Raw genomic sequence first — 13,131 nt, 5'->3', positions numbered from 1 at the left:
TGGACCGGGAAAGGTGGTAGTGCTACCAGTAGAATTTTCCCTGATTAATGGCACTTACTACTCGTAGCGAAGCAAAACAAGCTTTACTTTATTTTGTGAAAACGCACAGCCCGACTAGAGTTTAATCTTTATATATGCGGCTAATTATTTACTTCTACAACTGGAGGCGAATGACATATGGGAATTTTGTTAAAAATTTTCGAATTACTCACCCTCTTCAGATATTCAAGTTGATACTGTGAGCGTTGGAGTATTGAATCACAAGGGGCAAATTGATCTTTAACATCTCGTGAGTTGTATTTTAGGAATCCTCACTTCCTAGGTGTGAAGAGTTAATAGTTTCTATCCTAATAGAAAGTTATGAATATCATTTGTGAATTGATCTAATCGCAACCCTTAATACCTAACATGGATTCGTGAGGTTGTAATTGTACTTGTATGTAATCGTGCTGACCCATCACAGTAGGTTAGAGTATGAATTTTAGCTAGGCATAGCCATAATTTATTGCTATGCGATGGCGGCGTTTCAACCAGGAATGGTGATAAAGATGAGCAGGTCGGTACATGCTTTAATAATTAAGTTTGGTCTTGTTCAGGCTGGAATATCAGCTATAAGTGGGATGATTGCTCCGATTATATTCTTGTTGTTTATGAGTAAAGGAATCGAGCTTCATGAAATGGGTATATTGTTGGCAGTAGCAACAATATCCACTGTTGCTTTAGAGGTCCCGTTTGGAGCGCTTGCTGATAGATACGGGAGAAAAAAGACCTTTATAGCTGGCGAGCTGGTTCTACTGTTTGTAGTGATAGGTTTTTGGTGGTCGTCTAGCTTTGCGGAATTGATTGTATTTATGATTCTTAATGGATTGTCTATAGCTCTTTTCTCTGGAACTATTGATGCACTTTTTGTTGAGCAGTTTAAAGTGGTTTCTAGAGATGGTGAAACAAACTTGATGGAAGCCCAAGCTTCAGTAAATATTTTCCAGATGATTGGCTTAGCTGTTGGGGCAGTATTTTCAGGACTTATCCCAGTATGGTTTTCATTTGTAAGTGATAGCTACGATTTTATAGGGTTTTATGAGGTGGGTTTTGTCTTTCTTGTTCCTTTAATATTAATACATATGCTTTGTACTTTCTATTTTGTTGGTGAATCAGATTCTATGGGGGAGCCAGTTGGTTCGAATTTTTTCCGCGAGGTTCACAGTACCATTAAGAGTGCTTTTGATGTGATTGTTGAGAATCCAGTCTTTAAACCACTTTTATTAATTGACTTCATAAGCGGGGTCGCGTTCATTAGTTTAGAGCAACTTTGGCAGCCAATGCTTTCTACTTTAGTCGACAGCAAGGAAAGTCTTTGGTTGTTTGGTATTCTATTTGCGTTAAATTATGTTTGTATGGCGGTAGGGCAGGGATGCTCCATTCCCTTGTCAAGAGTTTTTAAAAATAATTATTCGAATATGCTATTGGTGCTTGAGTTCTGTACAGGACTACTATTTTTTATATTTGCAATTCAAAGTGATTTGTATGGTTTTATAGTTGTATATTTACTATTGCATGTTGTTGTTGGGATTTCGATGGCTCCAGGATCGGCAATGTTTCACGAGAAAATTCCAGAATCTAGAAGATCAACAATGCTATCGGTGAAATCTTTAATTGCACAAGGGGGTGCGACGGCAGGGGCTTTAGTGGCAGGGTATACAGCTCACTATTTTAGTATTTCTATTGCGTGGTCTATTGCTGGATTTGTGTTTATTATTTCCTCTTTCCTTTATCTATTGCCGTCTATCTCGAACTTGTCAAAAGATATGGCTATTGTGCTAAACAAGAGGTTTCAGCCACAACCCGAGTAGTACTTTCTGCGCTCAATAAAAATCTGAGTTGATGGTATGTAAATAGCTATCAATATTTTATTGATATGTGGGCTCTGAAATCTGGAATGTGCATTAATTGATGATGAGAATCTTCCTATATCCAAGTTGTATATCTCGTGCGTATAGCAGTTCATTGAATCTAGTGAGTCTCTGAATAATTCCTCAAATTAATCCAGGAATTAGAAATTAATCCAGAGAAATTAATCCAGGACATCCAAAGAACATCCAAAGAATGGAGAGTCGGAAGCTAGACAAGAATTTTTTCGCCACCACTTGGTAGCCGGTATATCTGTCTCAAAATAGATGGCAATTTGACGTTAAAAGATCATTTTGGGAGTCCATAGGGAATCAGGTGGGGTGTAGAGTCGGGAGCGATGGAATCTAGGGGCAGCTGATAAGCGGATTTCTGTAATCTAGCAGGGGGCGGGGCAAAGAAAGCGCTGGCAATCGGGCAGCCCGTGTACCCAGCGTTTATTTTGCTGCGCACAGACCTGGCGTACCGCTTCCGCCGAGCCCACCAAGCGTTTAAAGCGGCTTTCAAAATTGCGGTTTAGGTAGAGCCAGTGTTTTGGCGAAATACCCAGCCGATTTAAAATAGGTGGGATGTTTTCGGGAATAGCGCCGCGCTTTTTAGGGTGCAGCTGCCGGCCACTCCAGTCTACCAGCTCTAAATAGTGATCCAGCTGAAAAGGCAAGCCTTTAGGCATATCCCGGCGCTCTCCGCCCACCAGCGGCAGTAGGCTTTTGGGCTGCTGGCCTGAGATGGCTGTGTGGATGCGTTGCTGGATCGAAGTGTAATCGGATTAGCGATACTAGCACGGATAGGGTTGAGGTCCACGTAAGCCAGGCAGGCGGCAAGGGCTCTTTCATCCAGCAAGGCCTGAGACTTGAAAAGCCCTTCCCAGAAACGACCGGTGCAGCTGTCCTCGGCATTGGCCTGGCGGGCGATGGACTCGTTCAGGCAGCGCATAAACCAGCTGATATCGACCAGGCGTTCGCGCCAAAGGGATGTCACCTCCTGAAGTTTTTCCAGCTCGACGGCATCCAGGGCTTCACCGCGAAGATAACGTTTGCTTAGCGCAGAACCTTTGAAAAGTTGTTGCCAGCGTTCAATTATCTCGATAGTGGACCATGAGTTTGCTGTGTAGGTATCGATATAGAGCACAATATGGGTGTGATTACTCATTACCGCATAGGCAGCGATATCGAGAGCAAAGATTGAGGCCAGCTTATGCATCCTGGCCTCAATCCACCGGCGTCGGTGCTCATAGTCTTTTTCGGATTAGCATCCCTACCGCAAAGGAACGCTCTACGCACACAGCGGGAGACACAGTGATAATAGGGTGTCGCATCGAGAGAGATTTGCGTGCTGCGCGGAAGAGTCATGGATTTTTATCTTTGACTCCAGTATTTTGATCATTCTGCCTGTGTTGTGTCAATTGACTTGACGCTTTAAGCTTCTACTTTGGTGGGTGTCCAGAATTGTCTCGATACCACCTACAATGTTGAGGCTCATGAAACAGATGATCTCTCAGGTTATTACCATTTTGATCCAGCGACGCATTTAGCGATAGGTAAGCGCATGAAGGAAGAGAGAGATAACTTGCGCTGATTAAAAATCATACTCGATAGCAAGTGCGTAGATAAGGCCTCCCTGCTGAAAGTCTTATCTACGCTCACCTAGCCCACAAAGCCAAAAAACCAGTATTATCCCTTCCGTTTATCTTGTCAGATTTTTTCAAACCATACTGTATCTCGCTCTAATAGCGTGATATCAATAGCGCTATACTCAAGTAATTAATTTGCCCCATCAAAAGGTGCGTACTTTAGCGTTTGAGATAGGCGTTACATTGATTAGCTGTGTCTTCAAAATTACTTTTGCTGAAAAGTTATGTGAAGGGAATATTGATATCGGTAGAGATATAGCCTTTGGGTTTTAAGTTTAGTTACTCTAAAGTGAGTATCGATAGTAGTGCGTATCATAAGGGACCGCCGCAATTCTAAGTGGCGGATTAATTCTAATAGATAGAAGTTTAGTAATATGAAAACCTTGCCTAAACATATAGGTATAGTTGGATGCTCCGCAGAAGGGGCCGCCCTTTGCTATAGAACAATATGTACTGAAAGCCCCAAAATTTTGGGGGAGTATGCACACCCGGAAATCTCCATGCATACTCACTCTTTGGCAGACTATGTGGATCGATTGAATAACAGCGATTTGTTGGGTGTTGGTGACCTAATGCTTTCTTCAGCTAAAAAGCTCAAAGCGCAGGGTGCTGATTTCTTAATTTGTCCAGATAATACCATTCATCAGGCGTTTGAGTATGTAAAAGAGTTATCACCGCTACCTTGGCTCCATATTGCTGAAGCTGTAGCAGAGAGTGCGAAATCTCGCGGTTATCAAAAGCTTGGTATTTTAGGCACCAAATGGCTGGTGGAAAGTGATGTTTACCCAAAGAAAATTGAAGGGCAGAACCTTGCTTGGCTGCGACCTACAAATGAGCAGGTACACAATATAGACCGCTTAATTATGGAAGAATTGGTCTGTGGTGTCTCGATGCCAGATTCAGTAACTTACTTTCAAGAGGTTATTCAAAGTTTAAAGGCTAATGGCTGTGATGCCGTTATACTTGGGTGTACAGAAATACCACTAATAATTAGTGACTCCAACTCCCCTCTGCCTACCTTGAACTCCAATCATTTATTGGCGGAGGCAGCAATTAGGTTGGCTGTTGGATGTGCAGAATATTCCTGGTAAGCGCAATAGTGGGTGCTCGATCGGCATTTATCATATGTAAAGCGAAGCTCTAATGTATGGATTTGGATTGCAGCAAAGCAAAAAACCATTTCACGGATAGGTTAGTATGGCTTTTGCTGCTGCCTGTATGGAAAATACGGTGGAAGTATCATACTTATCTTAAGCTGTTTTGCCGCGAAGTATTCAGTTTCAGTTGCTATCTTAACACCTGCCTTAACACGCCAAGGTAGTTATCAGCCAGCTCTACATCATCATAGTACCCGCGGGCCTTAAGAAACTTATGGAGTGCCCTTAAGTTATAGGTGGGCACACCCATAAAAGCGTGATGCTCACAATGGTAGCTTAATCCATCGGTGGGGCTGACAAAGAGTAATCCTAAAATTCCCCTTGGAACCGATCGTGTATTATATTTTGGTTCCAGATGATAGAGATCTTTAACCCCGGCATGCTCAGCGATTTGACGCATTCGAATGATGGCCATATAGACTGTAAAGTAGGCTATTACCCATAGGATATACAACTGCGGAAAGCCAGAGGCCCACAACGCCGCAAACATGATACCGTTAACAAACAGGCCCCGTGTCAACTGATAATTAACTCTCTTATTTCTGCTCAACAAATCTCGACCGCTTAAAAAAAGATATAGGTTTGCCTTTAAACCAGTGATTCCCAAAAAATCTCTAATGAATTTTCTCGCTAGACTCCTTTTACTTACAGGGTAGTCTTTGTAGTTCTTCAGATCCGGATCTTTATCTGTACCAGCATTTCGATGATGTTTTAGATGGCTCTTAATATAGGTCTCACCATCCATCAATAAAAATGGTGAAGATAACCACTTGGCAACGAATTTATTATAGGCCCGGGTTGCGAAAAGCGTTTTATGACTGGCTTCATGCATGATTGCAGCTAAGGCCTGTTGACGCCCAGCAAGCAAGAATACTGCTGCAATATATACGTACCAATACGGTAATAGTGCTGAAATAACAAAAATACTAACGATGCCAATCCAAGCGCTTGCTACTATCCACCAAGCTCTGGCATCACTACGCTGTAGAAAAGGTTTGAGTTCTTCTTTGCTAATTGGGATATTCATTGAGGAGTACCTTGTTGTGATTATTAGTCAACACCTAACTTCTTCAACTGTTCCAGCCAAATGTTACGGCCAACACGATCGTACTTACGCACGATATTCTTCAATTCTTGGTACTTCTCTTGCGGTCTTATTATCTTTGGGAGTAGAGGATCAATCGCTAGGCGATGAATGGCCTCACCACCCAACCGGCATGTTTCTGATAATGTTGTATAAATAGGTTTATTTGACAGAGTCTTAAGGCTGTTCTCAAGGGACCGTACGAGATCGTCATATTCGCTATCAAGCCTTCCGATATCCCATAGCTGGTGAGCCCATTGAGAGACTAATGAATCGGGAACCTCATGCAATACAAAACAGTTCGCCCCTACCTCAAGTCCAAGAGTATCTAATGAAGCGATTATTTCAGAATGGGCGAGTTTTAGATTGTTGGGTCGTACCCACAGGTGGTCGAGGCCTACGGAAAAACCATACCATTGGAGAACCGATAATGACTTTCTACGAACCGTACGTGATATTCCTTTAGGTAAGTGACAAGTAAGCCAACTACCGTCCCAAGTTTCATAATGAAAAGTATCATGTTGCCAGCGGTTGATAAAAGCACGTTTGGCGATCGCTTTTTCTGTTAAACGGTACACCCCCCGCCCATCATGGCTGACCAATTCGGTACTTACTAATCTATTTAATGTTACTCGTAGACTATTGATAGAAATGTCAAATGCATCAGATATAAAGCTGAGCTGACTGGTTCCAAGCTCGTGTCGCTTGTTAACGCCCATCAGGTCCAGTAGGACATTTTTAGGGGTAGGCTCATACGTAAACTGATACATAATGATATTTCTGACAATAATCCTGGTATTTGTTCTACGTGATATTACAGAGTAGAGCACAACTTGCAAGACATTGTAATCTTTGGGTTAAACAAATAGACGCTTAAATCCACGGTAATGCCATCTACTGCTACCCGATATCCCTATCATCGTGATAGAAATCTATGGGGGAGGATTATATTCAAGTGCTTCTAGGTGCTCGGCAGGCTCTTCGCGTGAGGATGAGCTTGATAATCTTAAACTTGGTGGTAAGGCAATTTACGCAGTAGAGCATCGGCTTTAGGAGTTATACTCTCGTGGGCCTAGCGATCAATAGACTCCTGAAAAGTAGTTAATGCTATAAATAATTTTGATGAATCTTATCGTAATAAATCTATCTCAGCGATAAATAGAATTAATCACGGATTACCTTCTTAACCTGGAGATGTTCCGAAGAGTGCAGCACAAAGTGCGCTTCTTAGTGCAGTAGCGAATACTGCAGTAGTAAGTTCTGTGAAGTCATACGATACGATTAAGAGTGGAGCTAATTTAACGACTATTGCGAAACAAATTGGGGTGAGAATAGAGAATTCTGGTGGTCCCTATGTTATGACGTATAAAGGCAATTAACTTATGAAATATTCTTTGTTTTTAATGGCAATGTTGGTTTTGATTGGGCCAGTTTATGCAGAAGATAAGGAGTTTCGAGATTTGATAACCTCACATGAAAACAATCTCGCTTTTATGTACGACCTGCTTGAAAAAGGAATAGGTCCAAATAGAGAGGCTCAGTTATACACTAACTTACTGGTTGGTTGGGTTACTTTTTCATCTGTTGCTGTTAAATACAACATTAAATCAGATATGCTAACACCTCGCAGAGTGTGCGAAATGGCTCAGCTGATGGATGTGACGTATCCAAAGTTATTGAATTCCCCCAAAGGCGTATATCCGATACAAATGGTTTCTTACGCACATAAATCCGCTATTTCTGCGATGAAGTTGATCGCTTTAGAATACCGAATCGATTGCGAGGAGTACTTCAAAGCAAAAAAAGATTTTAAAGGACGATTGGGAGATCTTAAAGAGCATGGAGATTCTTGATTGGGCTTTAATCCGAATAACGTGCAAAAAAGGGAAATTTAAGAGAAATAGAAGCACAGAGAGAGCTTCGTTTGGCTGGTGATGTTGAGCGTTACTACAAAGCACGAGCTGCTGCCGCCTATGCAGCCAGAGTGTTAATGCTGTACAAAATGAGTATGGATGTTGTTCAGCGGAGGAGCTAGACAAAAGTGTAATGGCTTTAGCTAATTTTGGCTTACATGGAAGGGCTCTTATTAACGTTGTTGAAGTTTCTACACGGGATGCACAGCTGCGGTTAATGAATGCCCATTCAGGCTTTACTGCTAACGACAATTAAAGTGTCCAAGGTCTTCTTAATCCTCGACAAATTGCAGTGTATCACCATCAGGTTTTTGGGCAGCTGGGATAGGTTACGCCTTCAACTATAGCAATTGGAGCTCCCTGTAGAACAGAGGCCTGATTGGGGCAAAATCTACCTACTGAACGATAGCCTGAAATAGATCACCATTCATTGCTTTAGCCGCACAGGCCGTAAAAGCCGCTGTAAATATCGGTGACGCTGAAGAATAGAGTTAAATCAAGAAGAGAGTGGTGTGAAATTAGATTTGATCGCAACAATGCTTTCAATACCTACTCAGAAACTTCGAAAGCGTTTTCATCAATCAGCTCACCATCCAATGTTTCACTGCCACCACGATAGCGCATGGTCATTTGGCCGGTAGCAATTAAAGTTCCTTCACTGTCGTATACCTCTGTATATGAATAGAATATCTTTCGTCCAGTACTCGTTAGCTTACCTATCGCAGTGAGTTGATTAGTTTTTGCCTGACCGGTGAAATTTGCTGTTAAAGAAAGTGTAAAGGCTCTACGACGGCGGTTGGGGTGGGGGCAGTAGAGGCCGCAGTAAGAGCCAGCGATATCGATTAATGTTGTAATAAAACCACCGTGGGGTACACCGTGGGTATTCAGGTGTTCCGGCTGTACTTCTACGCTGATTGCAACATGGCCTTCCTGCCAATTATCTATGGTTACACCTAGATGGTCATTGAACGGGGGTTGTTTCTTGTTCTGCCAATTCATCCAATTTTACCTTAGAAAGTAAGTTTATGATGGGCCGTTACAGTCTGTTTTCTGAGTTGAAAGGTAGACTGTGAGCAATCCTGCACTGATAACAATCAGCGTCCCCACCAGTGCAATAGTGTTAGGTAAGTGCTGCCAAATGAGCCAACCTAGAAGTCCGGAAATAACCACACCAAAGTAACTGATTGGCGATACCACGCTGGGTTTTGCATAGCTATATGCTTTAGTGTACAGCCAGATAGCCAAGAGTACTGAGACGCCGTTAAAAATAAGATAGGGGAGTGTCCATAAAGGTATTGGTTCCCAATAATAGATACCCAGGGGCAGGCTGCATGCAAACGAGATTAATACGTAGTAAAACAATATAAGGCTGGGCCGGTCGGTATGGGACAAAATTCGTGTTCCGACCATAGAGGCAGCCAGGGTAAGCCCGGAAATCAGACCGAAGGCATGACCGCTACTAATACCGTCTACGTTGGGTTGAAGAATCAAGGTGATCCCCAGTAAGCCCAGTAAGATTGGTAGCCAGTGGGTTATGGGGATCTGTGCTCGAGCCCAAAGCCAGGCAATAAGGGGAACAAAAATGGGAGCTGCATTACGCAATAACCCTGCTTCCATTAGTGAAATTTTGCTTAGGGCAGAAAAATATGTGAAAAAGCATAACCACCCAGCAAAACCGCGTATTAGGTGGGTTCTCCAGTGTTGGGTGGTAAGGTGTCGAGGTGTTTGTCGCACTAGCCATGGGGTTAGCAGTATCAGGCAGATACTGTATTGGCTGAGCGTAATTAATGGCACGGGGACCGCGGTAGACACCCATTTGCTGGCTGCGGCCGCTGTACTTGCTACCAGCGCGGTAGCCAATGCAAAACCAATGCCCTTCCAGTTTTGGATATCCGTGCGGAGTGGCTGACTTAATGGGGATTGTACTTCGACTAAGGCATCAGGCCTACTCATGGTGACACAACTTCTTTATTTGGCTGCAGCGGGTAAAGTGGGAAGCCAGTAGTCATACTGACTTCCCCTATAGTTTACAAGCTTAGATTTTGCCATCAGCCCATTGCGCAAATGTTTTTCCCTCTTGGGCTAACCGTTCCAGTAAAGGGGCTGGAGTCCAGTAGGTATCTCCATGCTGCTGGCGGAAAGTACATATTTTTTCGTAGATTTCCTTCAAGCCGATACTGTCGGCATAGTGCATAGGTCCTCCACGATGGGGCGGAAAGCCATAACCGTAAACATATACAACGTCTATATCACTCGGACGTTGGGCTATGCCTTCCTCCAGGATTTTGGCTCCTTCATTAATCAGCGCGAAAGTTAGGCGGTTTAGAATCTCCTCGTCGGAAATTTCCCGCCTTACAACTCCTTGGCTTTTAGCTTGGGCTTCAATGACTTCCAGCACTTCAGGGTCGCTGCTGCGAGCGCGAGTTTCGGGATCGTAGCGATAGTAGCCGGCTCCACTTTTCTGCCCCAGGCGGCCCATTTCAACCAGGGCATCTGCAATACAGTAGGTTTTTGGCTCTCCTCTTTCTGATTCGCTCAGGCCCTGGCGGGCCTTGTAACCGATATCCAGTCCCGCTAGATCTCCAACGGCGATAGGGCCCATAGCCATCCCCCAAGACTGCATAACCGAATCAATCTGCTCCGGGGTTGAGCCCTCGATTAAACAAAGCTGCGACTCTCTGCCATAGGGGCGCAACATACGATTGCCAATAAAGCCGTAACAGTTTCCCGCTAGTACGGGAACTTTCTTGATCGTTTTAGCGAGTTGCATGGCAGTGGCAATTACATCGTCAGCACTTTGCGAGCCGCGAACCACCTCGAGTAGTTTCATTACATTGGCAGGGCTAAAAAAATGCATCCCTATAACGTCTTGAGGCCTGTTAGTTGCAGCTGCGATTTGATCAATATCCTGGTAAGAAGTGTTGGTTGCAAGGATGGTACCGGGTTTGCAGGAGCGATCCAATTTGGCAAAAATTTCCTGTTTGAGCTCCATATTTTCAAATACGGCCTCAATGACCAGGTCTACGTCAGCTAGGTCTGCGTAGTCAGTTGTGCCGGAAATCAACGAGAGACAATGAGTTTTTTGACCTTCTGTGAGTTTCCCTTTCTGCATGCTGATGGTGTAATTCTTGTCGATCACTGCTAACCCTCGATTTATCGCAGCTTGATCGATTTCTACCAGTTTGACTGGAATACCGACATTGGCAAAATTCATGGCGATGCCTCCGCCCATAGTGCCTCCACCGATAATGCCCACGCTCTTTATCTCCCTGGTGGGTAGGTCTTTTGGTAAGCCCGTGACTTTGGTTGCAGTGCGCTCGGCAAAAAACAAATGCCTGAGGGCGGCTGATTGGCTGGAGAGCAAGCATTCGATAAACAGGTCGAGCTCTTTCGCGAGACCTTGATCAAAAGGCTGGTGAACTGCGGCCTCTATACAGGTAACAATATGTTGCGGTGCAAGCTGACCTCGTGATCTCTTTTCAAGGCGCTTGCGGAAATCATCAAATAACCCCTCAGGAATGCTGTCAGGATCTATTGCGATGTCTCTGACTCGGCGCAGAGGAGCTTCATTTGTTATCAATTCACAGGTAAAGGCGAGGGCTCCCTCTAACAAGTCATCATCGATAACCCGGTCTATTAACTTCAGACTTCTGGCTTTAGAGGCCGGTATTGGACTGCCTTTTGTGATTAATTCCAGTGCAGCGGCAACACCAGACAAGCGTGGGGTGCGCTGGGTGCCACCGGCTCCTGGCAGTAATCCCAGTTTGACTTCTGGCAGTCCCACTTTGGCCGATGCTATTGCACAGCGGTAATGGCAGGCTAGAGCCACTTCGAATCCACCGCCGAGTGCCGTACCGTGAATGGCGGCGATCACTGGTTTACAGGAGTTTTCTATTTCCGCAATCACTTCTGATAGGGCGGGTGCCTGTGGTGGCTTGCCAAATTCCGTAATGTCCGCACCAGCGATAAAAGTTCGGCCTTCACACACTAGCACCAGGGCTTTTGATGCATCGCCTTGAGCGTTCTTAATCGCCCCCCAAATGCCCTCACGCAAGCCGTGAGAGAGGGCGTTCACAGGAGGGTTGTTCAATCGAATTACACCGATATCGCCAATGAGTTCATAACTTACACTAGACATTGCTATCTCCAGATCTTAAGTGACAACTGTTCGGTCTCGGTTTTATTTACATCTAATCAGGTTTAAATGCGTTCTATGATTACAGCGATGCCCTGGCCAATCCCGATACACATGGTGGCCAGTGCATAGCGCCCGCCGGTACGTTCCAGCTGGCGCAATGCTGTTAGCAAAATACGGGCACCACTGGCCCCCAGGGGGTGACCAACGGCGATGGCACCACCATTGGGATTTACCCGTGGGTCCGCATAATCAATTTCGAGCATTTTGAGGCAGCCCATAGCCTGTACCGCAAAAGCTTCGTTGAACTCCATTACATCCATATCCCCAAGCTCCAAGCCCGCCCGGGCAAGGGCTTTACGGGTAGCCGGTACCGGGCCCAACCCCATCACTCGCGGCTCTACTCCTGCAATGGCGCTGGCGAGAATACGTGCCCTTGGCTTTAGATCTGCTGCTTGGCCTGCTTCGGCGCTACCAACAATGAGTGCCGCCGCGCCATCGTTGATGCCGGAAGCGTTGCCGGCAGTAACCACTCCATCTTCGAAAAGCGCGGGTAGGGCTTGAAGTCGCTCCAATGTTGCATTGGGACGGGGATGTTCATCCGTATCGATAAGAAGGGCTGGCTTCTTGCGACCTTGGGGTACTTCGATGGGAATAATTTCATCGACAAAGAAGCCATCGGTACGTGCCGACTCGTATTTAGTTTGTGATGCCAATGCAAATGTATCGCACTCTTCCCGGCAAATATTCAGGTCTGATGCAATATTGTCTGCGGTCTGAGGCATGGTGTGGCTTCCATACTCAGCAACAATGCCTGGGTTGGTGAAGCGGGGGCCTAGGGTCGTATCTGCCAATACCTGATTGCGATCAAAAGCACTGTTGGCTTTGGAGAGAACCAGGGGGGCGCGACTCATTGATTCGACACCTCCCGCGATAAATAGCTCTCCTTCTGCGGCGCGAATGCAGCGAGCGGCATCTGCTATAGCGGATAAGCCGGAACCACAAAGGCGATTTACCGTTATGCCGCCTGTGGATATGGGCAATCCTGCTAGCAGGCCTGAAAATCGGGCAATGTTGCGACTGTCTTCTCCCGCCTGATTGGTATTGCCCGCAATAACGTCCTCAAAATGTTGAGGGTTAAAATTGTTTCTTTCAGTCAGGGTCCTGATGACATGGGCAAGCAGGTTGTCGGGCCGGATACTGGAAAGGCTGCCCCCGTGGCGGCCAAAAACACTGCGGCCGCCGTCATAAATATAGGCATGTGACATAGTGAGATTTCCGATATTGGAATTCTAAGTGCATTG

Annotated in this window: 11 protein-coding genes; 3 read left to right on the top strand and 8 right to left on the bottom strand. The window is 45.1% G+C overall.

Annotated elements, in window-relative coordinates:
- The first annotated feature begins 548 nt into the window (after positions 1 to 548).
- Positions 549 to 1,850 carry an MFS transporter gene (locus tag ACJJIN_RS07565; RefSeq protein WP_444897543.1) on the top strand — a complete coding sequence of 434 codons (1,302 nt, stop codon included), beginning with the start codon at positions 549 to 551 and terminating at the stop codon, positions 1,848 to 1,850.
- 434 nt (positions 1,851 to 2,284) lie between these two features.
- Here ACJJIN_RS07565 and ACJJIN_RS07560 read toward each other — a convergent pair whose 3' ends face one another.
- Complete coding sequence (locus tag ACJJIN_RS07560; RefSeq protein WP_444897542.1) at positions 2,285 to 2,578, bottom strand: hypothetical protein; 294 nt, start codon at positions 2,576 to 2,578, stop codon at positions 2,285 to 2,287.
- Positions 2,539 to 3,108 carry a nitrogen fixation protein NifB gene (locus tag ACJJIN_RS07555; RefSeq protein ID WP_444897541.1) on the bottom strand — a complete coding sequence of 190 codons (570 nt, stop codon included), beginning with the start codon at positions 3,106 to 3,108 and terminating at the stop codon, positions 2,539 to 2,541. The genes ACJJIN_RS07560 and ACJJIN_RS07555 overlap by 40 nt, the downstream gene beginning before the upstream one ends.
- A gap of 804 nt (positions 3,109 to 3,912) precedes the next feature.
- Here ACJJIN_RS07555 and ACJJIN_RS07550 point away from each other — a divergent pair.
- The gene (locus tag ACJJIN_RS07550) at positions 3,913 to 4,629 is read left to right on the top strand and encodes an aspartate/glutamate racemase family protein (protein ID WP_444897540.1); all 717 of its coding nucleotides are present in this window, start codon (positions 3,913 to 3,915) and stop codon (positions 4,627 to 4,629) included.
- Between the two features lie 196 nt (positions 4,630 to 4,825).
- Here ACJJIN_RS07550 and ACJJIN_RS07545 read toward each other — a convergent pair whose 3' ends face one another.
- Together ACJJIN_RS07545 and ACJJIN_RS07540 are read right to left on the bottom strand one after the other, a co-directional pair.
- Positions 4,826 to 5,722, bottom strand: a complete 897-nt coding sequence (locus tag ACJJIN_RS07545; RefSeq protein ID WP_444897539.1) for a fatty acid desaturase family protein — start codon at positions 5,720 to 5,722, stop codon at positions 4,826 to 4,828.
- 23 nt (positions 5,723 to 5,745) lie between these two features.
- Positions 5,746 to 6,549 (bottom strand): hypothetical protein, encoded by an 804-nt coding sequence (locus ACJJIN_RS07540; RefSeq protein WP_444897538.1) that lies wholly within the window; start codon positions 6,547 to 6,549, stop codon positions 5,746 to 5,748.
- Positions 6,550 to 7,161: 612 nt separating this feature from the next.
- On the opposite strand from ACJJIN_RS07540, the gene ACJJIN_RS07535 reads away from it, so the two are divergent.
- Positions 7,162 to 7,632, top strand: coding sequence for a hypothetical protein (locus ACJJIN_RS07535; protein ID WP_444897537.1), 471 nt, complete (start codon positions 7,162 to 7,164; stop codon positions 7,630 to 7,632).
- 609 nt (positions 7,633 to 8,241) lie between these two features.
- Here the strand turns inward: ACJJIN_RS07535 and ACJJIN_RS07530 are convergent.
- The 4 genes from ACJJIN_RS07530 to ACJJIN_RS07515 all read right to left on the bottom strand — a co-directional run bounded on the left by ACJJIN_RS07530 (position 8,242) and on the right by ACJJIN_RS07515 (position 13,095).
- The gene (locus tag ACJJIN_RS07530) at positions 8,242 to 8,691 is read right to left on the bottom strand and encodes a PaaI family thioesterase (protein WP_444897536.1); all 450 of its coding nucleotides are present in this window, start codon (positions 8,689 to 8,691) and stop codon (positions 8,242 to 8,244) included.
- Between the two features lie 24 nt (positions 8,692 to 8,715).
- Positions 8,716 to 9,645: a DMT family transporter gene (locus ACJJIN_RS07525; protein ID WP_444897535.1), complete on the bottom strand. Its 930-nt coding sequence runs from the start codon at positions 9,643 to 9,645 to the stop codon at positions 8,716 to 8,718.
- An 82-nt stretch (positions 9,646 to 9,727) separates the two neighbouring features.
- The gene (locus tag ACJJIN_RS07520) at positions 9,728 to 11,830 is read right to left on the bottom strand and encodes a 3-hydroxyacyl-CoA dehydrogenase NAD-binding domain-containing protein (protein WP_444897534.1); all 2,103 of its coding nucleotides are present in this window, start codon (positions 11,828 to 11,830) and stop codon (positions 9,728 to 9,730) included.
- Between the two features lie 62 nt (positions 11,831 to 11,892).
- Entirely contained in the window at positions 11,893 to 13,095 is a 1,203-nt protein-coding gene (locus ACJJIN_RS07515) for a 3-oxoadipyl-CoA thiolase (RefSeq protein ID WP_444897533.1), read from the bottom strand.
- Between the last annotated feature and the right edge of the window lie 36 nt (positions 13,096 to 13,131).

This window comes from Microbulbifer maximicatervae (SeqCode) (assembly GCF_052467505.1).
This window is presented reverse-complemented; position numbering and strand designations above follow the sequence as displayed.